This window comes from Rathayibacter sp. AY1D1, from assembly GCF_002932635.1.
In the GTDB taxonomy this organism is placed as follows: domain Bacteria; phylum Actinomycetota; class Actinomycetes; order Actinomycetales; family Microbacteriaceae; genus Rathayibacter.
In genome coordinates this window covers 30743-53802 of record NZ_PSVY01000024.1, presented here as the reverse complement: position 1 = coordinate 53802, position 23060 = coordinate 30743, and the positions used below count along the sequence as shown (strand labels likewise).

Here is a 23060-nt window from a genome sequence, read left to right as displayed (position 1 = left end):
GCGTCTGCACGATGAACCAGCGTCCGCCGGACGCGGGGAACTGGAGCGCCCCCGCCGGTCCCTCCTCCGCACCGCCCTGATCGGGACGACGACCGCTCTGCTGGCCGTCCTGGTCGCGGCGGCGCTCCTGTTCCACGCGTCCGGCGGACGCTGGTTCATCGTGCAGACGCCCTCCATGGGTACGGCCGCCCCGGCCGGCACCCTCGTCCTCACCGAGCCGACGGCCCTCGAGGACGTCCGGGTCGGCGACGCGGTCAGCTTCCACCCCACCACCACGCCCGACGAGACCTACACCCACCGGGTCGTCGAGATCGCGGACGACGGCACGCTCCGCACCCAGGGCGACATCAACGGAGCCGTCGATCCGTGGGCCACCGGCCAGGACCAGCTCATCGGAGTCGTCACCACGGCGCTGCCGGTGCTCGGCTGGCTCGTGCGCGGCCTGCCGCTGCTGATCATCGGCGCCGTCCTCGTGCAGCTGCTCACCCGCTTCATCGCCTCGCCCACCCAGCGGGCGTCGATGCGGATCCTCGGCCTCTCGCTCGTCGCGTCCGTCACCGTCTTCGTGCTCCGCCCGCTCGTCGGCATCGTCGTCCTCGAGGCCACGGTCGACAGCGGCACGACGAACGCCACGCTCGTCTCGACGGGCGTCCTCCCCATCCGCGTGAGCGCCGAGGGTGCCGACCCCGTGGACCTGGTCTCCGGACAGGTCGGCCGCCTGCAGATCCCGGCGCACGACGGAGACGCCTACGCCCTCTCCTCCGCTCTGCACCTGCCGTTCTGGGGCTGGGTCCTCTTCGTCCTGCTCTGCGCGATCCCGGTGCTCTACACGGTCTTCGTCGGTCTCCCCGGCGAGCCGGAGCGGACCGCCGAGCGCGGCCGCCGCGCCGCCCGCGAGGAGGAGACGGCATGAGCCGGCACCGCCTCTCCGCCGCCTCGCCGGCCGCGCGGCTGCGCACCCTCCTCGCCCGCCCGAGGTCTGTCGTCGCCGCCCTCGCCGCCGCCGCCCTGGCCGCCGTGCTGCTCACCGCCCCTGCCACCTCCGGCGCGTACACCGCCTCGATCCTGAACTCGACCAACACGGTCGGCAGCGCCGCCGCGTTCTTCACCTGCGACGGCGCCCTCGCCGCCGACCGCGGGGCCGCGCTCTTCGCCTACACGCTCGCGCAGCCGAGCGGATCGACGACCGCGCCCGACACGGACTCCGGCCAGTACCCGGGCACCTACCGCTCCACCAGCCTCTTCCCGACCGCGATGGTCAGCTCCGCCGCGACGCCCAAGGCCTGCCCGCGCGACGCGGGCGGCTCGTGGACGCCGAACGGCACCAACCAGTACCTGAGCACGCCGCTGGAGATCAGGAACCCCGGCACCTTCAGCACCGAGATCTGGTTCAAGACCACGAACGCCGGCGGCAAGCTCTTCAGCTTCAGCGCGGGCGCCACCGCTCCCGGCGGCCAGTACGACCGCCACACCTACATCGGTGCCGACGGCAAGCTCGTCTTCGGCGTCTACAACGGCGCCGCGCAGACCATCACGAGCACCCGAGCCGTCAACGACGGGCTCTGGCACCACGTCGTCTCCACGCTCTCGCCGACGGCGGGCATCGCGCTCTGGGTCGACGGCGTGAAGGTCGCCTCGAACAGCACGTACCGCACGGCCGAGAACACGACGGGCACCTGGAAGATCGGATACGACAGCCTGGGCGGCCAGTGGCCGAACGTCGGCTCCTCGTACTTCGGCGGGAGCCTGCGCTACGCCGCGGTGTACTCGACGGTCCTCACGCCGGAGCAGATCCAGACGCACTACGCGGCAGGACGCTGAGCGAACGGCCCGGTCGGCGGCGCCTCCGCAGCCCTAGGGTGAGCGGATGAGCACCCCCGCCCTCTCGCGCCGCGCCCGCTTCCACCAGCGGTTCCTCGTGGAGGAGCGCGTGATGGCCCCGGAGGCGCGCCGCGGCCTCGACCGGGCCGGCTTCGGCCTCATCGGCGTCGGCGTCGTCCTCTTCGCGGCCTTCACCGCGCAGGTCGCGAGCGCCACCGGCCTCACCGTCCTCGATCCGGTCGTCGCCGAGTGGTTCCGCGAGAAGCGCTCCGCCGAGGGCACGGTCGTGATGGACGCGCTCGCCACCGTCTTCGGGCCGGTCTACCTGCCGGTCATCATCCTGGCGGTGCTCGTGCTCTGGTTCGTCCTCGCGCGGCACCTCTGGCGGCCGATCCTCCTGGCCGGCGGCATGCTCGTCGGGATGCTCAGCGTGCAGCTGGCCGCTCACCTCGTGATGCGGATGCGCCCGCCGGTCGAGTACATGCTGCTCGGGCCCGACGGGACCTTCTCGTTCCCCTCCGGCCACGTCACCGGCGTGAGCGACTTCTTCCTGATCACCACGTTCCTCCTCGCCTCCCGCCGCTCCTCCCGGAGCTGGATGATCGGGGGCTTCGCGCTCTCGCTCGGGATGATCGCCGGCCAGATCGTCGCGCGGCTCTACCTCGGCTACCACTGGCTGACCGACACGCTCGCCTCGGTGTCGCTCGCCCTGATCGTGCTCGGCTCGGTGATCGTCATCGACACCCGCCGGACCGCCGTCGTGCGGGGCGGCGCGGACTGACCGGCGGGGCGCCTCCCTCTGCGGCGAGGAGCCGGCCGCGGGAGCAGGCCCTGTCGTCAGCCCCGGTCGGCCGGATCCTCCTCGGTGACGATCGGCACCGGCTCCGTCACGCCGATCGTGCTGACGATCGGGACGATCCCGGTGCGGGTGAACGGCTCCTCGGCGGCCGGCGTCGGCTCGTCGGGCAGCGGTGCGGGGTCGACCGCGGCCGGCGCCGACGGGTCGGACGCCGTGAGGCCGGATCCGCTGCCCGACGCCGTGGCGTCCTGTGCGGTGTCCGCCTGCCCGGCCTCGGCGCCGTCGGGGTAGAGGACGTCGGCGGCGAGGGCCTGCTCGATCCCGCGGTCCCGGCGGGTCCGGGCGCGGACCGGCGCCACCGCCCGCACGATCGGGGTGCGCAGGCGGCGGTAGGCGATCCGGCCGAGCGTGACTCCGCCGGCGAGGCCCAGCGCGATCATGCCCGCCTGGAGCAGGAGCTCGATCCCGGCGCTCGGGCCGGCGTTCGAGGTGAGGCCGAGGACGCCGCGGTAGAGGGTGAGGCCGGGCAGGAGGGGGACGATCGCGCACGCGGTCGTCACCACGGCGGGCACCCGCATCCGCTCGGCCAGCATCTCGCCGAGCAGGCCGATCGCCAGCGCCGGGAGGGCGTTGGCCATGAGCGGCGCGAAGCCCGAGGTGGTCAGCGAGTCGGAGACGAGGAACGCGCCGGCTCCGGTGAGGGCGGCGATGAGCGCGGGCCGCGGCGGGGTGTGCGACGAGAGCGCCCAGGCGCCGGCCGCGACCCCGGCGCCGAGCACCTGCACGGCCGCCGGCCAGGGGCGGGCGTAGGAGTCGACCAGCACCAGCTCGACCCCGAGCGAGCGCGCGCCGTCGAGCACCACGGCGATGCCGACGACGATGCCCAGCGTCAGCAGCCCGACCTCGAGCAGCCGGCCGCCCGCGGTGATCGGGAACCCGTTGATCGCGTCGTCCGCCGCTCCCACGAACGAGAGCCCGGCGAGGAGCACGACCACCCCCGACGCGACGACGAGCGCGGGCGGCAGCACCGCCAGCTCCACGGGCAGCCGCGGCACGACCGCGAGCAGCACCACCGCCACTCCGGTCGCCAGCGCGGCGCCCGCGATCTGCTGGAAGAAGGCGGGCAGGCCCCAGCGGGCGAGCAGCTGGTTGACCAGGTCGATCGCGGCTGCCGTCGCGGCGGCGAGGAGCACGACGAGGGGTCCGCCCCCGAGCAGGAGCGCGACGCCCGCGGCCATCAGCGCGAGCGTGAGGGTGACGACTCCGCGGCGGTAGCGGTGCGGCTGGACGAGGATCGCGTCGAGCCGGTCGTGCGCGGCCTCGAACTGGTGCCGGGCCTCCTCGCGGGCCTCGGCGGAATCGACGGCGTCGGCGACCCGCACCTCCGGCGAGCCCTCGGTGATGGCGGTGACGAGCGCCGTCACGCGGGCGAGCCGCTCGTAGTCGGCGCTGCGGGAGGGGACGACGCGCAGCACGCTCACGCTGGGGGAGTCGTCGCCTCCGTCGTGCACGACCAGGATCGACGTGAAGGTGAGGTCGACCTGGCACTCGATGCCGTAGGCGCGGCACACCCGCTGGATCGTCTCGGTCACCTCGGCTGCCGCGGACCCCAGCGAGAGCAGCGTCTCGCCCAGCCGCACGGCCAGCTCGAGCACTCCGCGGACCGTCTGCTCGGCGAGGAGCGCCCGCTGCGCTCGACGGCTCACCGGGGCCGCGGGCCGCTGCCCGCCGAGCTTGCCGACGACCTGCTGCAGAAGACGAGGAGAGCGCACCGTCCAGGGTAGGCACGCAGGGGCCGGTCCGGGGACGGGTTGCGCCGGCTTTCCCGCGGATGTCCGAGCAGCAGTCCTCAGAAGCAGGCGAGCACCCGGGTCGTCAGCCAGAGGGCGGCCTCGAGCTCGGTGTGCAGCTCCCGGCCGAGGGCGAGCCAGCGCTCCTCCGCCTCGGCGCTCCTCCAGCCCTCGAACACGTCGCATCCGGACGCCCAGAGCTCCTGCCAGCGGAGCAGCGGTCCGTGCAGGGCCTCCGGGACGCCGATCGCACCCGGATCGTCGATCGGGCCGTCGACCGCCCAGAGCGGATACTCCGCGCAGTGGTCCGGGTACAGGCGGAGGTCGGCGAGCCGCCCCTCCCGATCGGCCCGCGCGCGGGCGAGGGTGTCCTCCTCGGTCGCGAACGGCGGGACGATCCACTCGATCTGCGTGACGGGATCGACGACTCGGCGTTCCACGGCTCCTCCTCCGCTCCTCGATGCGCGCACGACGGTAGCAGGGCCGTTCCGCGCCGCATCGGAGGGGGCCTGCCTACACTGGCGAGCGACTGCGTCGGCGAACGGGCGGGCGGGGCGAGGGGTGGGAGCGCATGAGGGTTCACGAGCGCGCGGTGCGGCACGGGCGGCTCCGGCGGCGGTCCGGGGTGCGGACAGTGGTGGTCGGGATCGCGGCGGTGGTCGGCGTCCTCGCTGTCAGCGCCACCTCGCTCGTGGCGATCGCGACGGTGAGCATCAGCCGGAACGTCGCCGACAACGCGGTCGACCTCGGCGTCGCTCCTCCCACCGCCGGGAACGTGCAGATGGGCGCGGTCGAGGGCGGCTTCGACGTCCTGGTGGTCGGCACCGACAACGACGCCACGCAGGGCGACTCCTTCGGCGTCCGCGACGACACGCTCAACGACGTCAACATCCTGCTCCACGTCTCGGCCGACCACCGCAGCGCGACGGTGATCAGCTTCCCGCGCGACCTGATCCTGGACCGTCCCGCGTGCACCGACCCCGAGACGGGCGTCGTCACCGAGGCGGCCGCCGGCGTCCCGCTCAACTCCGCGTTCCAGTACGGCGGGCTCGCCTGCGTCAACGACACCCTGCAGCAGTTCACCGGCCTGACGGTGCCCTACGCCGGCTGGGTGTCCTTCAACGGCGTCATCGAGATGAGCAACGCCGTCGGCGGGGTCCCGATCTGCCTCACCGGTCCGATCCTCGACACCGACTCGGGCCTGGACCTGCCCGCCGGCACCTCCACCGTCTCCGGGTCGATGGCCCTCTCGTTCCTCCGCAGCCGCCACGGCGTCGGCGACCAGAGCGACCTCAGCCGCATCTCGTCGCAGCAGCAGTACCTGGCCTCCCTGATGCGCACCGTCCGCTCGGCCGACACCCTCTCGAACATCCCCGCCCTCTACGGACTCGCGCAGGCGACTTCGTCGAACGTGCACCTGTCGACGTCGCTCACGAGCCCGGCGACGATGATCTCGCTCGCCCTCGCGCTGAAGGACGTCGACCTCTCGAAGATGGTGTTCGTGCAGTACCCGGCGCTCGACGACCCGGACTACCCGGGCAAGGTCGTGCCGAACGCCGAGGTCGGCGCCGAGCTCATGAGCCGCGTCCTCAACGACCAGCCGGTGACCCTCGCGTCCGACGCTCCGGCGGAGGAGGCGCCCGCGGCGGAGACGCCCGCGGAGGGCGGCGCGGCTCCGACGGATCCCGCTCCCGTCGCCGTCGACGCTCCGGGTCAGACCGCGGCGGAGGAGACCTGCGCGGTGCCGTCCGACTGACCCGACAGGTCTCGCGACGGCGAAGGCGCCCGGGCGGTGTGCCCGGGCGCCTTCGTCGTGCGCGGTGCGCGGCCGTCTACGCGCGGCGGCGGCGGAGCACCGTCAGGGCGAGACCGCCGAGGATGCCGAAGGCGGCCAGGGCGAGCGGCGCGGTCGTCGAGACGCCGGTCGAGGCGAGGACGGGGCGGTGGCCGCCCGTCTGCGCCGCGGGTCCGGAGCCGGCCGGGTGCACTGCGGGCCCGGCGCCGGCAGGGTGCGCCGTGACGGCGGCGACCGCGGCGGAGCAGTCGGCCTCTCCGGCGATCGGGTCCTCCTCCGTCAGCGTGTAGTCGTAGGAGGTGCTCGCCACGAGACCGCTCGACGTGCCGCGGGCGATGACGCAGTAGATCTCGCTCGCCGGGTCCTGCAGAGGGTACTCGCCGAGGGAGATCAGGCTCCAGCCGAGCCCGTCGACGCCGACCTCGAGGCTCGAGCCGCCGCCCGTGAGCGTCTGGCGCGCACCCGAGGTCGAGAAGACGCCGATCGAGACGGTCTCGTCCGCGCCGAAGCCGAGGAGAGCGCCACCGCTGGTGGGCTGTCCGTCCGCCGGGGCGGGCTCGGGCGAAGCCCCCTGGGGCCAGATCCGGATCGCGGTGCGCGAGGGGACCTGCTCCAGCGACGACGTCACGGAGCGTCCGCTGGTCTCTCCCGTGGCGGTGACGGAGAAGGTGCCCAGCTGGTCCGCCATGGTGTCGGCGTCGAGCAGGACGAAGGCCTCGCCCGAGAGCGGGGTCGGCGCGGGGGGCACGAGGGCGGAGGTGCTGCCGTCGGGCGCGGTGAGCGTGACGGACACGTCCTCGCCGCGGTCGAATCCGCGGAACGAGGCGACGACGCCGTGGATCCGGAACTCTCCGACCTGGATGTCCGCACCGGCCGGGAGCACCCCGCCGTCCTCCCGGTTCTGGAAGACGACGCTCGTGTCGGGCTGCGTCACGGTCAGCTCGACGGCATCGGAGGCGACACGGGCGCCCGAGGCGTCGAGTCCCTCCGCGACGACGGAGATCGTCTCGCCGGGGAGCGGGAGGTGGGGGTCCACCGCGACGCCGTCCGCGTCGGTGGGGAGCCAGTCCTGGAGGCGGAGCTCGCCGGAGGCGGTGATCACGCTGGTGGTGACGGCCTCCTCCGAGGCGCCGTCGCGGAGCACGACGACGGCGACGGTGCCGGGCTGGAAACCGGTCCCGGACACGTCCAGGCCGCCGGCCCAGCCCTCCGCCGAGGGGATCGCGGAGAACGCCGAGCCCGCTTCGTAGGTGGTGCGGTCGAGGGCGATCGCCAGGGGCGACTGCGCGCTCTCGACGGGCGCGGTGGTCGGAGCCGGAGTGGGCGCCGGAGTCGAGGCCGGCTGCGGCGTCGCCGTGGGCTCCGGAGTCGCGGTCGGCTCCGCGGTGGGAGCCGGCTCGGCCGGTGCGGGGCTCGAGGCGGCGTCAGGGACGACCTCGGTGGCCAGGGCGACGGACGGGAACGCGAGCGCCCCCAGCAGTGCCGCAGTGGTGATGATGGTGACGCCGTGGCGTCGTCGCGCAGAACGCACGATTCCTGCTTTCTCCGAGCCGCTGATCGCGGTCGGCTTCCCCATGAGCGGGGGACGATCGCCCCCTGTGGCCGAGTGTGTCCTATGCGGAACCTCAGCCGGTGCCGGATCCTGCAACGATCCGATCACGCCGCGCGGCGCGAGGTGACGGTTCGGTCACGGCCGGGCGCGGCGATTCTGACGGGCCGGTGGTCGTCGCTCTCCGGAGGCTCCTCAGGCCGGCGGCACGACCAGCAGGACCACGCCGATCGCGGCGCTCACCGCGGCGACCACGCACCAGCGCTCCGCCCGGGTTCCCGCGGGTCCGCGCGTCCGCGCCACGGCGCCGAGACCGATCGCGAGCACGGCGATGCCGATCTGCAGGGCCACCGTCGTCCGGATCAGCGCCCACGCCTCGAAGGCGCTCGCTCCGGTCGATCCGGTGGCGAGGAGCGGCACTCCGCCGACGCCCGCCGGGACGAGCAGCAGGCCGGATCCGATCGCCAGCGCCGCGATCAGGTGGGCGAGCACGTCGTCCAGCGCGGTCCGAGGCGGCGCGCCGACCGGCGCGAGGGCGGCGGTGCCGGGCCTGATCGCGACCGTGCGGAGGTGCATGGGGCGAGCGTAGGCCCGGACCGCACCCGAGCGGACCCCCTGCGGAGGCCCCTGTCCGGTGGGCATTCCGGGGGAGGATCGGCGCTGAGCGAGTAGTCGAGGGCCCCGCCCTCCGGTCGCTCGTCGACGCCGTCCGTGCGGCTCGCTTCACGCCCGTCAGTCGCTGCTCCCGGTCCAGGTCCCTTCGATCACCTGGATCAGGTCGTGCCGCTCATCGGGGCCCAGATCCGGTTCGAACTCGACGACGAGCCGGTCCGACCGGTAGACGTCCCTCGTGTTGTACACCGTCGCCTGCCGCGCGAGATCGAGGGAGTGGTAGCGGTGGATCGACGCCCCGGGCCCGTCGACGCCCTCCACGCACCCACGACGATCTCCGCAGGCCTCCCTGCTCGGAGCGGCAGCGCGCTCGAGTCCGTCCAGCTCCGCGCGGGTGACGTCCCGGATCGTGATCCTCGATCTCGAGTCGTCGAGGAGGAGCCCCGCTCCGAAGACGGCGGCTCCGCCGACGACGGCCCCGACGACGAGACCCGCCGCCCCGAAGACGACGGCGGTCCGGCCGACCGTTCCCGTGGCTCTGCTCGTCGCTGTCATGGAGGTCCTCTCTTCGGCCGGCTGCTCGGGCGGACGGCGGAGTGCCACCGCATCCGGAGAACCTCCCAGCGCTCATCGGCGGAGTCAAGAGCGCACACCTCGATGGCAGGAGATGTGGCGCGATCGTCGACGCAGAGGGTGCAGCAGCAGGCTCCGCATCCGCCCGGCGCCTCCGCCTCAGGCGCCGTCTCCGGCAGGATCAGGGGATGCGCCTGCAGACCCTCACCACCGGATCCGGACCACGACACGTCGGGCTGGTGCACGGTCTCGGCGCGTCGGCGACGACCTGGGGGCCGTTCGTCGAGCGGCTCGTCGCGACCGGCCGCTACACGGTCACGGCCGTCGATCTGCGTGGGCACGGCGCGAGCCCGCGGGCGGAGTCGTACCGGATCGACGACATGGCCGCTGATCTGGTCGAGTCGCTGCCGGCGGGGCTCGACAGCGTGGTCGGCCACTCGCTCGGCGGCGCGGTGCTGCAGCGCGCCGTCGCCGCACTCGCGCCCGGCCGGGCCGTCTACCTCGATCCCGGGTTCGCCCTGTCGCTGCCGACGAGCGGCCTCGCCGGACGGCTGTTCTGGGCGGTGCCGCTCCTGTCGCTCGGCCTCGCTCAGCTCGGACAGGCGCGGGCGGGCGCCGCGGTCCGCGCCGCCTACAGCCCCGAGACCCGCGCGCTCCTCGACGACGCGAAGAAGCGGTTCGACGCGCGGATGGCCGTCGGCGTGTTCCGGGACGTCGCCTTCCACCCGGTCCCGGTCGAGGCGCCGACGGTCCCGTCGACGGTCGTGCTCTCCGACCAGTCGCCGGCGGTGCTGCCGGACGCCCTGGCCGCGCGGCTCGAGCAGCGGGGCTGGCAGGTGCGCCGGCTCCCGGGCGTGCACCACGACATGCAGCTCGAGGACCCGGACAGGACGTTCGCCGCGATCGCGGACGTGCTCTAGCCGCCCCCTCCGCGGGTCGGGCGCCGGTGAACGGGGATTCCGGGTGCATCCGTACCTCGCGGATCAAGACGTCGGGCGATCCCGGAGGCCCGCCCGCTGTCCTCCTGCGCCCGCGGTCAGCGGACGGTCGTCGCGGCGTTGTCGGCGTTGCTGCGCATCGACGGGTCCGGTGTCCTGACCGAGAACGCGGCGGCGAAGGCGGTCGCGGTGCCGGTGCGCGTGGCCGTGACGGTGATCCTCTCGGTGACGGTCTGCCCGTTCGCGAGACTCGAGCGCGGGAAGATCACGATGCTCCCGATGCGGCTGTACGAGCCCGTGGCGGACTCGAACTGCACGGTCGGGGGGAGGATCACCTTCGAGTAGACGGACGTCGACGCGGAGGGTCCGGCGTTCTTCGTGATGAGCGTGTACGTGAACGTCCTCCCCTTCACCGCGGTGGTCGGAGCGGAGACGTCGACGCGCAGGTCGGCCCTCGTGGTCGCCTTCTGCGGAGAGACGGTCAGCGTGCTCGCCGCCTCGACGGTGCCCGCCGGGTTCACCGCGCGGAGGGTGAAGCCGTACGTCCCCGCGGTGGTCGGAGTACCGGTGAGGCGCCCCGAGCCGTCGAGGGCGAGCCCAGGAGGCAGAGTGCCCGACGCGACGGTGACGACCGGCGCCGGGGATCCGGTCGCCGTGTACGTGAAGTCGTAGGCGGAGCCGACCACGCCGGCCGCGGCCGTCCCCGAGAGGGTCGGAGCGGTCGCCGCCGGTCCGACGGTGAGGGTGTGGGGCGTGCCGGTGGTGGTGCCGAAGGTGGTGCGGGCGGACACGGTGAAGGAGGACGCTCCCTCGACGGTCGGGGTGCCGGAGAGGACGCCCGCGGAGGTGAGGGTCAGGCCGGCCGGGAGGGACCCGGAGGCGAGCTCGAACGTCGACGCGCCGCCGGTGGCGAAGGTGTAGGAGAAGGGCGTTCCGAGAGGCGCCGTCGCCGGAGGGGCGTCGGCCGTGAAGACGGGCCGAGCGCCGAGGGCGAGGCTGTGGAAGCTGCCGCCGGACACGGCGGTGGCGCCGGTGAGTCCCGCCGGCACGGAGGCCTCTCCGAAGCCGTCGTAGCCCCAGGCGGTGACGGTGCCGTCGCGGCGCACAGCGAGGCTGTGGTACCCGCCGGCGGCGACGGCGGTGACGTCCGCGAGGCCGTCGGGGACATCGGACTGGCCGTCGCTGTCGCTGCCCCAGGCGACGACGGTCCCGTCCGAGCGCAGCGCGAGGCTGTGAGAGGCTCCGGCGGAGACGGCGGTGACGCCGGTGAGTCCCGGGGGCACGTCGGTCTGCCCGAAGGCGTCGTCTCCCCAGGCGGTGACGGTGCCGTCGCGGTGCAGCGCGAGGTCGTGGAATCGGCCGGCGGCGATGGCGACGACTCCGCTGAGCCCGTCCGGCACGGTCGCCTGGCCGTAGAAGTCGTATCCCCAGGCGGTGACGGTCCCGTCGCCGTGCAGGGCGAGGTTGTGGTAGCCGCCGGCAGCGATGGCGGTGACGTCGGCGAGCCCGTCCGGCACTGTGGCCTGCCCGTCGCCGTCGTCGCCCCAGGCGGTGACGGTCCCGTCTCTCCGCAGGGCGAGGCTGTGGTTCACGCCGGCGTCGACGGCGACGACGTCGTCCAGACCGGTCGGCACGGTGGCCTGCCCGCTGCTGTCCTCGCCCCAGGCGGCGACGGTGCCGTCGCTGCGCAGGGCGAGGCTGTGGGAGCCGCCCGCGGCGATCGCCGTCGCGTCGGTGAGCCCAGCCGGCGCAGTGACCTCCCCGCTGGAGTCGTCACCCCAGCCGACGACACCGGTCGCAGCGGGAGCCGCGGCGACCGCGGACAGGGGAGCCGTGGTCCCGAGGAGGAGCGCGACGGTCGCCGTCAGCGCGAGCAGGCCGAGCGCCGGCCGAGGCCTCGTCCTCCGCTCAGGGGTCGAGCGGGCCGTACCGGCGTCCGGGTCGGTCGGGCGGGAGGCGGAGGGAGAGCGCATGCTGGAGCCTTCGATCGGGTCGACCGTGGGCGGCCGTCTCCGAACAGTGGCACCCGGTCCCACCGCCGACAACAGCCTCTAGCGGACATGTCCGCAACAGGGCAGGGGCCGGTGCGCGGAGGACGCGTCGCCTCGTCTCGTCCCCCGCGGAGCATCCCCCACCGGTGCCCGGGGGCGGTCCCGCCGGATCGCGCGCAGGCGTCTCGCGCGGACCGATCGCGGCGAGACGTTCTCCTCCCGGCCACCCGTGCCGGACGGCCCGGCCCCTACCGTGGCCGCATGACAGCAGCGGAGTCAGGACGTCCCGGAGCCCGAGAGCGGAGCTCGAGCCGGATCCTCGTGGCCGGCGCCCTGCTGCTCGCCTCGGCCGGGCTGCAGCAGCTCGCAGCCGTCCAGCGCTGGGCCGTCGCCGGGCCGATCCTGGGCGAGCAGGCGATCGAGGACCACCGGTACGACTACTCGTGGCCCGCCGATCCGTGGGAGAACGTCGGATCGGCAGCGCAGCTGCTCGGGATCGGGCACCTCCTCGTCGCTCTCGCCGTCCTCGCCGCGGTCGGTCCGGGACGGCGGCGCCCGGTCGCGGTGATGCGGACCGTGGTCGCCGCGGCGTTCGGCTGCCTCGGCCTGCACGCGGTCCTGTCAGGGATCCTCGGCGCACCGACGATCCTGCAGGCGATGCTCCCGGCGGTCGTGCTGGGCCTGGTCGCGCCCACCGCTCTTCTCGCGCTCGCGGTCCTCGTGGCGAGGACGTCGCCCCTCCGCGCAGCGTCGTTCGTCCTCCTGATCGGATCGACGCTGCCCGGCTACCTCGTCGCGACGTTCGCGATCGCTCCCGCGCTCGTCGGCTCCCAGTCGTACGACACCACGCCCTGGACGGAGTCGGTCGTCGCCGCCTCGGTGGCGCTCGCCGGGGCGCCGCTCCTGCTCGAAGCGCTGATCCGCTCGATCGTGCATCGCGCGGGGGCCGTGCCGCGTCGCGAGTCGCCGGGAGCCGACGCGTCCTGATCGAACGGCGGGCTCACCCGGCCCGCTCGGTCGTGCCGACACCCCCCCGACGCGAGGAAGGGCCGCCCCGAGGGACGGCCCTTCCTGCGACTCCGTCGGCCCTCGCTCCTCCAGAGGAGCCGGGCCGACGAGTGCTCAGTGCTGGCGGATCTTATCGATCAGCTTCCCGCCGAGGTCCTTGACCTTGTCGGTGATGGGGGTGCTCGACTTCGGCCGCTCGGTGACGGTGAACGGCAGGGTGATCGCCTTGCCGGTCTGGTCGCCGGTCACCGTGACGCTGTAGTCGCCGGGCGTGGTGGGCGCCTTCGCCGTGACGGTGAGGCCGCCACCGGCGAGGTCGCGGGTCGCGGTGCGGTCCGTGAACAGGGGCGCGGAGCCGATCAGCTGCGTGTCCCCGTTGAAGCCCTTCGCGGTGAGGGTGACGTCGGCTCCGGGGGCGAACGACGAGCCGGAGAGCTCGGCGGTGGCTCCGAAGCTCATCGAGCGGATGTCGCGGTCCACTCCGAGCGCGTTCGTGATGGTGAAGAACGTGTCGGTCTGGTCGGTGAGCCCGGCGACGTTCGCCGCGCCCGGCCCGTAGGCGGCGATGCGCAGCTGCGTTCCGGTGTGCTGCTGCGATCCGCCCTCGGCGGCCGTGCCGTACGACACCTTCATGGTGCTGCCGTCGGCGGTCTTCAGCGCGGTGCTGAGCGAGGTCGGCGGGGTCGAGTCGACGATCTGGCTGGAGTGGGCGTGGTCGGCGGTGACGATGACGAGGGTGTTCCCGTCCGCCTCGGCGAACGCGAGCGCGGCCTGGACGGCCTCGTCGAGGTCGACGGTCTCGCCGATCTGGCCGCACGCGTTCGCGGCGTGGTCCTGCTTGTCGATGCTCGCGCCCTCGACCTGGAGGAAGAAGCCCTTGTCGCCCGTGTCGAGGAGGTCGATCGCCTTCTCGGTCATGGAGCGGAGCGTCGGCTGCTCGGCCGGACGGTCGGGGTTCGCGACGCAGGTCTGCGGGGCGGCGTCCGCTCCGCCGACCGTCGCCGGGGTGGGCGCGTAGCGGACGGGCAGGTTGCCGGAGTTGAACAGTCCGAGCACGGGCGCGTCCTGGTCGGCGACGGTCAGCGCGTCGAGCTGCGCGGCGGTGGCGGCAGTCGTGGCGTCCCCGAGCACCTGGAAGCCGCGCTCCGCGGCCTGCTGGAACAGCGGCTCGCCGCTCCAGTCGCCGGCGCGGGCGACCTGCGCGAAGCTGGCCGAGCCTCCGCCGAGGGTCAGGTCGGCGCGGGTGTCGAGGATCTGCTCGCTGATCGAGCCGAGTCCGCCGTTCTCCAGCGCGTCGTCGCCGCAGCTCGCGCTGTCGGGTCCGTAGCAGCTGCGGGCGTCGACGTGGGCGGCCTGCACGGCCGGGGTGGCGTCCTGGATCTCGGCGGTGGTGACGTTGCCGGTCTTCAGGCCGTTCGCCTTCGCGATCTCGAGGAGGGTGTCCTTGCGCTGCTGGTCGATGTCGACCGAGATGGCATTGTCGTAGGTCTTGGTGCCGGTGGCCCAGGCGCTGCCGGTGGCGGCGGAGTCGGGCACGTAGTCCGGGGCGCCCTTGACGGCGCCCGTCGCCGGGTCGTCCGCACGGTAGAGCGAGTAGGTCGTGTACTGGCCGGTGATCGGCAGGGCGTCGATCCCGGGGAAGCGGCCGGCCGCTCCGTACTGGTAGTTGCGGGCGACGGTGATCTCCGAATCGCCCATGCCGTCCCCGATGAGGAGGATGACGTTCTTCGCGTCCTGCTCCTTCACCGCTGCGCGCAGCGAGTCGGAGAGGTCGGCGTCGACCGGGGAGATGCGGGCGGCTCCGCCGGTGGCGGAGAGGTCGGCGGCACCGACAGCAGTGGCGGCGCCGGGTGCGGCCAGGGCGGCGGCGCAGACCAGAGCAGCGGCCGAGAGGGCCAGAGCGGAGCGTCCGCGATTCGCGGAGCGGAACAGTCGTGTCACGTCGTGGACTCCTTGAGAGGTGAGACCCCGGAAAGGGGCACGCTCATCTCACTCCTCATCGCCGCGTCGGTGGGTGAACGGTGATGCATAGCTGAGTGAACTTTCCGACGAGGGCTCTCGGCCCCGGCGGCCCGCCGGAGCGTCCTGCCGACCGGCGCTCACCGGGAGCGTCGGTCGGCAGGGGCGCGGTCGCCGGGAGCCTTTCGGGTCAGCGCTGGACGAGCGGGACGGCGATGTCCGTGACGTCCGCGCCGATGGCGCCGAGCGGAGTCGCCGTTCCGTTCAGCAGTCCGATCTCGTAGAGCGACCCGTTGACGGCGGCGAGGCCGACCGAGCCGATGGAGCTGCCGTTGCGGAGGACGGAGTAGATGTCGAAGCCGGTCGCACCCGCTGCGTCGAGGCCGAGCTTCCCGGTCGGCGCCAGGGTGCCGGCGTTGGCCGGGGACTGGATCGCGATCTGGTCGAGGGCCGTGTCGAGGACGAACAGGGTGGTCGCGCTGTTCGCGTCGAGGTCGTTGTTCGTGTACGCGGCCCCGGCGACACCGGTGGCCACGGCGGGCGCGGCGTAGCTGAGCGTGCCGTCGGCGACCGTCGCGGCGCCCGCGGTGGCGAACGGCTGACGGAGGTTCTGGCCCGTGTCGCTGACCACGCGGAGCGCGTTGGCGGCGGGGTTGAAGTCGACGCCGAAGGAGGTGCCGCTCAGCGCCACGGTGAGACGGGTCACCTGGGTGGCCGCGCCGGTGGACGGGTTGATGGAGTAGACGCCGGCGCTCGCCGCGTTGTCGCCGACGCCGTAGAGGGCGCCGTCCTGGACGCGGTAGTCGATGCCGATGAGCGCGGTGTCGCCGCCGGTCAGGCCGCTGACGGCGACGCGGTTCGTGACCTTGCCGGGCTTGGTCGGGTTGAACTGCACGAGCTTCGTGCCGCCGTCGGAGAGTCCGACGACCCGCAGCTTCGCCGCCACGGAGCGGACCGCGTTGATCAGGTTCCTGTCCGACGCGCTGCTGGAGTCGCTGGTCGCCGCGGCCGGAGCGACGCTGCTCGCACCGGCGAGCACGGGTGCCACCGCCATCACGCCCGCGACGGCGACAGCTGCGATACCGACTCTGATGTTCCTGGTCATCGTGCACTCCTCGAGACTTGCGGTCGCCGGAGATCGGCGGCTCGGAGGGGGATACCGTCCGGAGCGCGGGAGCGTTCATCCGATCCGGAGATCCGTGCCCCGTCACTCCAGAGAGCCGTCGGCGAACCGTCGGAGCGCGGCGGCGTAGCGGTCCGGGTCCCGGTGGTCGCTGTCGGTCAGGATCAGCACCGAGCCGGAGACGGCGCGCGTGTACTCGCCGCGGCAGGGGAGGGTGACCACCGTCCTCAGTCCGGCCTTCCAGGCGGGGACGAGGGAGCCGAGGCAGCGCCGCTCGGGGGCGGCGTCCAGCGGGACGTCCCGCGCGTCCATCCGGGTGGACCGCAGCTCGTCGTGCCAGGCGCGGAAAGGCGCTCCGAGGGAGTCGTCGCCGAAGCGCTCCCGCCAGCCGGGGCCGCTCGCGAGGTCGAGGAGGCGTGCGCGCTCGGGCGATCCGTCGGCGGTGCTGGAGAGCCGTCGGAGGAGCGGGCCGGTCTCGACCGCCAGATGCTCGACGCGGTCCTGCCACAGCTGAGGCCAGGCGCGCTGCTCGTCGGCGCCGGGCTCCGCCGACCCGACCCGTTCCGGGGACCGCTCGAGCGGCGGCGGCCCGTCGCCCGCCGGAGTGAAGCCCCACGCTTCGCGGATCCAGAGGAGCTCGAGCAGCGCCGCGGGGTTGTCCTCGACCGTGATGACCATCTCCGACGGCCAGGGGTCGCCGGGAAGAGGACGGGATGCGCGCATGAGAGGAGCTCCTTCCGAGGGGATGAGGTCGGATCGTGCCGGAGAAGGCTCCAGGGAGGCTGGGCTCGCGTCGGCCGACGCGCCACTCCTCCGGGCGCCCAGCGGCGTCCCCGGTGATCGTCCCCGCGAGCGGTCGAGGACGGCGCCGAGCGCCTCCCGAATGTCGGTGCCCCCGACCTACACTCGGACGCGTTCGAACACACGTTCGATGCGATGAGGAGGGAGCCGACCATGGGCGTGACCGTCGTGGAGCGCATCGCGACCCCGGCCTCGGACGCCGTCGCCGTCATGTTCCTCGTCACCAGCGAGGCGGTGGCGGCCGGATTCCCGTCGCCGGCGCAGGACTACTTCGACGGGTCCCTCGACCTCAACGACCACCTGATCCGCGACAGGACGTCGACGTTCATCGTCCGCGTCTCGGGCGAGAGCATGGTCGGCGCGGGCATCAGCGACGGCGACGAACTCGTGGTCGACCGGTCGATCACGCCGACGCACGGGAGCGTCGTCATCGCGATCCTCGACGGCGAGCTGACCGTCAAGCGCCTCGAGCTGCACCCCGGGGGAGTGGTGCTGCGGGCCGAGAACCCGGAGTACCCGCCGATCCACGTCGCCGAGCTGAGCGACCTCCAGGTGTGGGGCGTCGTCACCGTCTGCCTCCACCGGCTGCACCGTGCGCTCTGAGCGGCGCATCGCCCTGGTCGACGTGAACTCGTTCTACGTCTCCTGCGAGCGGCTGTTCGATCCGAGGCTCGCGGGCCGGCCGGTCGTCGTCCTCTCGAACAACGACGGCTGCGTGGTCGCCCGCTCCGACGAGGTGAAGAGGCTCGGGATCGAGAACGGCACGCCCTGGTTCCAGATCGAGCCGCTCATCCGCTCCGGTCGCCTCCCGGAGGTGATCGCCCGATCGAGCAACTACGAGCTGTACGGCGAGCTGTCCGCGCGCGTGATGGAGCTGCTGGGCCGCTACTCCGCCTGGCAGGAGGTGTACTCGATCGACGAGTCCTTCCTCGGCGTCGACGGCGACGTGGCGGAGCGGGCGAAGGTCGGCCGGGCGATGCGGGCGGCCGTCGCGAAGAACGTCGGGCTGCCCGTCTGCGTCGGCTTCGGACCGAGCAAGACTCTCGCGAAGTTCGTCAACAAGGGCGGAGCGAAGAAGCACCCGCGCCTGGGGGGCGTCTGCGACACCGACTGGTGCACGCCCGAGCAGCTCGACGCGCTCATGGCCTCGCAGCACGTCACCGAGCTGTGGGGAGTCGCCGGCCGCACAGGGAAGCGCCTCGCGGAGCTGTCCATCCACACTGTCCGCGACCTCCGCGACGCGGACCCCGCGCTGATCCGCAAGAAGTTCTCGGTCGTCCTGCGGCGCTCCGTCTACGAGCTGCGCGGCGTCGACTGCATCCCCCTCGAGGCCGCTCGCACCGTCCGTGACCAGCTGATCTTCTCCCGGTCGTTCGCCACTCCCGTGACGACGATCGCGGACATGGAGCAGGTGCTCTCCGTCTACGCGCAGCGCGCCGCCCACCGCCTCCGCGCTCAGGAGTCGGTCACCAGGACGATGAGCGTGTTCGCGTCGACGTCGCCGTTCGCGGACGCGCCGTACGAGTCCGCCGGCGGCCTGGCCGGCTTCCCCGTTCCCACGGACGACCCGGTGGCGATGGTGAGGGCCGCGATCGGCACCCTGCGCCCGCGGCTGCGGGAGGGCGCGCGCTACGTGCGGGCCGGCGTCATCCTCACGAACCTGTCGCCTCGGAACTCCCACGCGCTGCTCGAGATCTTCGACACCGCCTTCGACACGAAGGGCCTCGGCGCCACCATCGACGCCGTGACGAAGCGCCACGGCCGGTCCGCGGTCGGCCTCGGGCTGGCAGGCATCCGCACGGGGCCGGTGTGGACGATGAAGCGCGACGCCCTCTCGCTCCGGGCGACGACGCACTGGGGCGAGCTGGCGACGGCCCACGCGCGGTGAGCCCGCCGGCGGGGAGATCGGGTCATCCGACGCGTAGGCGCCCGGGGCGCTCTCGGGCAGGCTCGTCGCCATCGACGAGTGTCGGTGCGGGGACGGCGGGAGGACCCATGGCCGAGAGCTGGCAGGACGCGTCGGTGCGGGGCGTCGCGATGATCGAGAACGAGCTGGTCGTGCGCGACTTCCTCGAGGTGTGGAGCGCTCGCGACAGCCGCCAGCTCATCCCGTTCCTGCATCCGGAGGTCGTCTACAGCGCGTCGAGCTCGCAGGAGATCGCGGGGCGGGCGCGGGTCCTCGAGATGTGCGACGAGGTCCACCGGGCGTTCACCGAGATCCGGATCGCCCTCGTCACGATCGCCGTGGCCGGCAGCGTCGTCCTCACCGAGCACGCCCTGCACCTCCGCTCGGACACGGGGGAGGGCCACTGGCTCCGCTGCTTCGGGAGCTACGAGCTCCGCGGAGAGCAGATCGTCACCTGGCGGCAGCTCCATGGCTGAGGGCCTCGCGTGACGGCGGTGACCGGGCCCGCGCGACTGCGGCTCGCCCTGGTGCTGCTGGCCATCGCCTCGGGCGCGACCGACGCGTTCGCGTTCCTCCTGCTCGGCGGCATCTTCACCGCGAACATGACGGGCAACCTGGTGCTGCTGGGGCTGTACCCCCGCTCCGCCTGGCTGACGACCGCGGCCGGAGCGGTCACGGCGATCGTCTTCTTCGCCGGAGCGGTCTACGCCGGGTTCCGCACGACCCGGGCGCGCACGCCGTCGACCGGCGACGGGAGACGTCCGCTCCGCGCGATCGCGCTCGTGGGGGTCGTCCTGCAGCTCGCCGTCGCGGTCGCCTGGCCGACGGTGCAGGGCGGCGCGTCGCTGCTCGTGGACTGCGCGTTCATCGCGACCAGCGCGGCTGCGCTGGGGCTGCAGACCGTGCTCGCGAAGCGGATCTCCGGCGCCGCCGGCCTGACGACGACGTTCGTCACGGGCACGCTCACGAGCCTGATGCAGGAGCTCGCCGAGCGCTCGTCCGGGTCGAGGACCCTCCAGGCGCTCATCGTCGCGAGCCTCGCGGGCGGGGCGGTCGTCGGAGCGGCGACCGTGACGCTCGCCCCGGCCTGGGCTCCGACGCCGGCCCTCGTGCTCTCGGCGCTCGCCGTCGTGCTGCTCTTCGCGCACCGCGCGCGAGCCGTGCCCGCGGGAGCGGAGCCCTGGGCCCCGCGTCCCGCGTGACCGGGATCAGGCGTCGAGCGCCCACTTCGGCCGGACCCAGTGGCAGGTGTAGCCGCCGGGGTGCTTGCGCAGGTAGTCCTGGTGCTCCTCCTCGGCGTCCCAGAACTCGCCGGCGGGCTCGACCTCGGTGACGACCGGTCCGGGCCAGCGGCCCGACGCGTCGATCTCGGTGATCGTCTGACGCGCGACCCTCTCCTGCTCAGGCGAGAGGAAGAGGATCACGGAGCGGTAGGCCGTGCCGATGTCGTTGCCCTGACGGTTCTTCGTCGTCGGGTCGTGCACCTGGAAGAAGAACTCGAGCAGGTCGCGGTAGGAGAGCTGCTCGGGATCGAACTCGATCTCGACCGCCTCCGCGTGGTCGCCGTGGTGGCGGTAGGTCGCGTTCGGCGTGCTGCCGCCGGCGTACCCGGCGCGGGTGCTGAAGACGCCCGGCATGTCGCGGATGAGCTCCTGGAGCCCCCAGAAGCATCCGCCCGCGAGGATCGCGCGCTCCTCGGCCATCAGACGCCTGCCTTCGTGTCGTGCGCGGACTCGCGCGGAGAGATCATCATGCGGGCAAGTCCATCACGACCGGGGACGTCGCGGCGAGCGTCGGACGACTCTCGGAGCAGACCGTCGGCGGGGGAGCCGAGCGTGTCCCGCCCGAGCGCTCCGTCACTGCGATCGGTACGCCGCCGGAGATGCACCGGTGGGAACGAGTCATCTGACCGGGTCGCTCCGGGTGCCCCCGTTCCTACGCTCGTCGGTACAACCGAGGAGAGAGCGGAGCCGACCATGGAGCAGCCGAACGTCGAGACGCGCAGTGCACGGCGGGTGATCGAGACCCTGACCGCCAACGGCGTGAAGTACGTCTTCGGGATCCCGGGAGCGAAGATCGACGCGGTCTTCGACGTCCTCGCCGACGAGGGGCCGGAGCTGATCGTCTGCCGGCACGAGCAGAACGCCGCCTTCATGGCCGCCGCGGTGGGACGGCTCACGGGCAGCCCGGGTGTCGTCCTCGTGACCTCCGGCCCCGGCACGACCAACCTCGCCACCGGCCTGCTCACGGCCAACACGGAGCAGGACCCGGTCGTCGCGCTCGCCGGGGCCGTGCAGCTCTCCGACCGCCTCAAGCGCACGCACCAGTCGATGGACGCGGCCGCCTTCCTCACCACCGTGACGAAGTACACGGTCGAGTCGACGGATCCGGACGACGTCTCGGAGGCGGTCAGCAACGCCTTCCGCGCCGCTGTCACCGAGCCCCGAGGCGCCGCGGCGGTCGTCCTGTCGGCCAGCGTGATGGCCGCGCCGACCTCGCAGGTCATCACCCGGGCGGCCACGGGGCCGACGAGCGGTCCGGCGCGCGCCGAGGACCTCACGCACGCCGCCGACCTGATCAACACCGCGGAGCGGCCCGTCCTCCTCGTGGGCCTCCGCGCGTCGGAGCCGGAGACCGTCGCGGCCCTGCGGGCCCTGATCAGCGAGACGGAGCTGCCGGTGATCGAGACGTTCCAGGCGGCCGGCCTCGTCTCCCGCGAGCTCGAGGACCACTACCTGGGCCGCGTCGGCCTCTTCAAGAACCAGCCCGCCGACCTCGCCCTCGCCGAGTCCGATCTCGTCGTCGCGGTCGGCTACGACGCCGTCGAGTACGACCCGGTGATCTGGAACAGCGACGTCGACCGCCGGATCGTCCACATCGACTCCGTCGACGCCCCGCTGGACAACCACTACCTGCCGGCGCTGGAGCTGAAGGGCGACCTCGCGCAGACCGTCGCGGCCCTCACGCCCCTCGTCTCCGGCCTGCAGCTCGACGAGGAAGCGGCCGACCGGGTCGCCCGGCACCGGAGCGAGCTGGAGCGGATCGACGACGCGGCGCGGACGGCCGAGGCGGCTTCCGGGACCGTCGATCCCGCCCGCCTCGTGCTCCTGATGCGCGACCTGCTCTCGGACGACGCCACCGTGGCGTGCGACATCGGCTCGAACTACATCTTCATGGCCCGGCACTTCCGCGTGTACGAGCCCAAGCACCTGCTCTTCTCGAACGGGCAGCAGACCCTCGGCGTCTCCTTCCCGTGGGGCATGGCGGCGAGCCTCCTGCGCCCCGGGACCCCGGTGGTCTCCGTCTCGGGTGACGGAGGGTTCCTGTTCTCCGCGACGGAGATCGAGACGGCGACGCGGCTCGGCCTCTCGTTCACGCACGTGATCATGCGGGACGACACCTACGACATGGTCGGCTTCCAGCAGCTGCTGAAGTACGGCCGCAAGTCCGGGGTCCAGCTCGGCGCCTACGACATCGAGAAGTTCGCGGCGGCGTTCGGCGCCACGGGCAGGCGGGTGAGCGGCCTCGCCGAGTTCGAGGAGGCCTTCCGCGCCTCCCTCGCCGAGCCGGGCGTCTCGATCATCGACGTCGCGGTGGACTACAGCCGCAACGTCGACATCGCCGCCCACCTGGTCGAGGACGCCTTCGAATGAGCACGCACACGGTCGACTCGACCGACGACTACGCGATCTACCAGAGCTCGACCATGGCCGCGCTGCTGGCCGGGGTCTACGACGGGGACCTGACGATCGGCGAGCTGCTCACCCACGGCGACCTCGGGCTGGGCACCTTCAACCACCTGGACGGCGAGATGGTGATCGTCGACGGCGTCTGCTACCACCTGCGCAGCGACGGCTCCGTCCAGGTCGCGGACGGCGACGACCGGACGCCCTTCGCCGCCGTGCTGCCCTTCCACGCGACCACGACGTTCACGGTGGAGGAGCCGACCGGTCTCGCCGGCCTCACCCGGCTGATCGACGACGCGGTCGACGGCGGGAACATCCCCGTCGCCCTGCGGATCGACGGCCGGTTCACCGAGGTCCGCACCCGGACCGTGGGCGCGCAGACCGAGCCGTACCCGCCCCTGATCGAGGCGACCGCCCACCAGAGCGTCACCGGCATCGCCGACACCCGCGGCACGATCGCGGGCTTCCGCACTCCGCAGTTCGAGCAGGCCGTGTCGGTCCCCGGGTACCACCTGCACTACGTCGACGACGCCCGCGAGAAGGGCGGGCACGTCCTCGACGTGACCGTGGCCGAGGTGACGGTCTCGCTCACGACCGTCGCCGGACTGCACCTCGCGCTCCCGGAGACGGACCAGTTCCGCCGGGCGGACCTGGCGATGAAGGACATCGCGGCGCAGGAGGCGCGAGCGGAGGGGTGAGGCGGACGGGA

General features: G+C 73.2%; 22 protein-coding genes. 12 read left to right on the top strand and 10 right to left on the bottom strand.

Annotated features, from left to right (window positions below; genetic code table 11):
* The 3 genes from C5C56_RS17975 to C5C56_RS13695 form a co-directional block, all read left to right on the top strand.
* On the top strand, positions 1–913 hold a 913-nt coding region (locus C5C56_RS17975), incomplete at its 5' end, for a S26 family signal peptidase (protein ID WP_104319790.1).
* Positions 910–1821, top strand: a complete 912-nt coding sequence (locus C5C56_RS13700; protein WP_104247132.1) for a LamG domain-containing protein — start codon at positions 910–912, stop codon at positions 1819–1821. The genes C5C56_RS17975 and C5C56_RS13700, both read left to right, overlap by 4 nt.
* A 46-nt stretch (positions 1822–1867) precedes the next feature.
* Positions 1868–2602, top strand: a complete 735-nt coding sequence (locus C5C56_RS13695) for a phosphatase PAP2 family protein (protein WP_104319789.1) — start codon at positions 1868–1870, stop codon at positions 2600–2602.
* 56 nt (positions 2603–2658) lie between these two features.
* Here the strand turns inward: C5C56_RS13695 and C5C56_RS13690 are convergent, their stop codons facing one another.
* Positions 2659–4392 carry a threonine/serine exporter ThrE family protein gene (locus C5C56_RS13690; RefSeq protein ID WP_146086489.1) on the bottom strand — a complete coding sequence of 578 codons (1734 nt, stop codon included), beginning with the start codon at positions 4390–4392 and terminating at the stop codon, positions 2659–2661.
* 77 nt (positions 4393–4469) lie between these two features.
* Positions 4470–4850 carry a hypothetical protein gene (locus C5C56_RS17530; protein ID WP_104324363.1) on the bottom strand — a complete coding sequence of 127 codons (381 nt, stop codon included), beginning with the start codon at positions 4848–4850 and terminating at the stop codon, positions 4470–4472.
* Positions 4851–4981: 131 nt separating this feature from the next.
* Here C5C56_RS17530 and C5C56_RS13680 point away from each other — a divergent pair, with 131 nt between their 5' ends.
* Positions 4982–6166: an LCP family protein gene (locus C5C56_RS13680; RefSeq protein WP_146078973.1), complete on the top strand. Its 1185-nt coding sequence runs from the start codon at positions 4982–4984 to the stop codon at positions 6164–6166.
* A 76-nt stretch (positions 6167–6242) separates the two neighbouring features.
* Here C5C56_RS13680 and C5C56_RS13675 read toward each other — a convergent pair whose 3' ends face one another.
* The 3 genes from C5C56_RS13675 to C5C56_RS13665 form a co-directional block, all read right to left on the bottom strand.
* On the bottom strand, positions 6243–7781 hold the full coding sequence (locus C5C56_RS13675; RefSeq protein WP_104247127.1) for an LPXTG cell wall anchor domain-containing protein: 1539 nt from the start codon (positions 7779–7781) through the stop codon (positions 6243–6245).
* A 168-nt stretch (positions 7782–7949) separates the two neighbouring features.
* A complete protein-coding gene (locus C5C56_RS13670; protein WP_104262235.1) occupies positions 7950–8330 on the bottom strand; it encodes a hypothetical protein in 381 nt (126 codons plus the stop codon).
* A gap of 156 nt (positions 8331–8486) precedes the next feature.
* The gene (locus C5C56_RS13665; RefSeq protein WP_104226555.1) at positions 8487–8921 is read right to left on the bottom strand and encodes a hypothetical protein; all 435 of its coding nucleotides are present in this window, start codon (positions 8919–8921) and stop codon (positions 8487–8489) included.
* A gap of 206 nt (positions 8922–9127) precedes the next feature.
* Here C5C56_RS13665 and C5C56_RS13660 point away from each other — a divergent pair, with 206 nt between their 5' ends.
* A complete protein-coding gene (locus tag C5C56_RS13660; protein ID WP_104226554.1) occupies positions 9128–9859 on the top strand; it encodes an alpha/beta fold hydrolase in 732 nt (243 codons plus the stop codon).
* A gap of 116 nt (positions 9860–9975) precedes the next feature.
* Here the strand turns inward: C5C56_RS13660 and C5C56_RS13655 are convergent, their stop codons facing one another.
* Positions 9976–11850: a DUF11 domain-containing protein gene (locus C5C56_RS13655; RefSeq protein ID WP_104319787.1), complete on the bottom strand. Its 1875-nt coding sequence runs from the start codon at positions 11848–11850 to the stop codon at positions 9976–9978.
* A gap of 279 nt (positions 11851–12129) precedes the next feature.
* Here C5C56_RS13655 and C5C56_RS13650 point away from each other — a divergent pair, with 279 nt between their 5' ends.
* Positions 12130–12855, top strand: a complete 726-nt coding sequence (locus C5C56_RS13650) for a hypothetical protein (RefSeq protein WP_146081503.1) — start codon at positions 12130–12132, stop codon at positions 12853–12855.
* A 135-nt stretch (positions 12856–12990) separates the two neighbouring features.
* On the opposite strand, the gene phoA is transcribed toward C5C56_RS13650, so the two are convergent.
* The 3 genes from phoA to C5C56_RS13635 all read right to left on the bottom strand — a co-directional run bounded on the left by phoA (position 12991) and on the right by C5C56_RS13635 (position 16681).
* On the bottom strand, positions 12991–14817 hold the full coding sequence (gene phoA, locus C5C56_RS13645; RefSeq protein ID WP_258065679.1) for an alkaline phosphatase: 1827 nt from the start codon (positions 14815–14817) through the stop codon (positions 12991–12993).
* A gap of 208 nt (positions 14818–15025) precedes the next feature.
* Complete coding sequence (locus tag C5C56_RS13640) at positions 15026–15940, bottom strand: DUF4394 domain-containing protein (protein ID WP_219813767.1); 915 nt, start codon at positions 15938–15940, stop codon at positions 15026–15028.
* A gap of 102 nt (positions 15941–16042) precedes the next feature.
* A complete protein-coding gene (locus C5C56_RS13635; RefSeq protein ID WP_104319786.1) occupies positions 16043–16681 on the bottom strand; it encodes a hypothetical protein in 639 nt (212 codons plus the stop codon).
* 288 nt (positions 16682–16969) lie between these two features.
* Here C5C56_RS13635 and C5C56_RS13630 point away from each other — a divergent pair, with 288 nt between their 5' ends.
* The 4 genes from C5C56_RS13630 to C5C56_RS13615 all read left to right on the top strand — a co-directional run bounded on the left by C5C56_RS13630 (position 16970) and on the right by C5C56_RS13615 (position 19867).
* Positions 16970–17362 (top strand): LexA family transcriptional regulator, encoded by a 393-nt coding sequence (locus C5C56_RS13630; protein ID WP_244230689.1) that lies wholly within the window; start codon positions 16970–16972, stop codon positions 17360–17362.
* A complete protein-coding gene (locus C5C56_RS13625; protein ID WP_104319785.1) occupies positions 17352–18647 on the top strand; it encodes a Y-family DNA polymerase in 1296 nt (431 codons plus the stop codon). The genes C5C56_RS13630 and C5C56_RS13625 overlap by 11 nt, the downstream gene beginning before the upstream one ends.
* A gap of 107 nt (positions 18648–18754) precedes the next feature.
* On the top strand, positions 18755–19141 hold the full coding sequence (locus tag C5C56_RS13620; RefSeq protein ID WP_104247117.1) for a nuclear transport factor 2 family protein: 387 nt from the start codon (positions 18755–18757) through the stop codon (positions 19139–19141).
* 9 nt (positions 19142–19150) lie between these two features.
* On the top strand, positions 19151–19867 hold the full coding sequence (locus tag C5C56_RS13615; protein WP_104291818.1) for a YoaK family protein: 717 nt from the start codon (positions 19151–19153) through the stop codon (positions 19865–19867).
* A 6-nt stretch (positions 19868–19873) separates the two neighbouring features.
* Here C5C56_RS13615 and msrA read toward each other — a convergent pair whose 3' ends face one another.
* Positions 19874–20368 (bottom strand): peptide-methionine (S)-S-oxide reductase MsrA, encoded by a 495-nt coding sequence (msrA, locus tag C5C56_RS13610; protein ID WP_104226547.1) that lies wholly within the window; start codon positions 20366–20368, stop codon positions 19874–19876.
* A 273-nt stretch (positions 20369–20641) separates the two neighbouring features.
* Between msrA and alsS the strand changes: the two genes are divergently transcribed.
* Positions 20642–22318: an acetolactate synthase AlsS gene (alsS, locus tag C5C56_RS13605; protein ID WP_104319784.1), complete on the top strand. Its 1677-nt coding sequence runs from the start codon at positions 20642–20644 to the stop codon at positions 22316–22318.
* On the top strand, positions 22315–23049 hold the full coding sequence (gene budA, locus C5C56_RS13600; protein WP_104226545.1) for an acetolactate decarboxylase: 735 nt from the start codon (positions 22315–22317) through the stop codon (positions 23047–23049). The genes alsS and budA overlap by 4 nt, the downstream gene beginning before the upstream one ends.
* Positions 23050–23060: the final 11 nt, after the last annotated feature.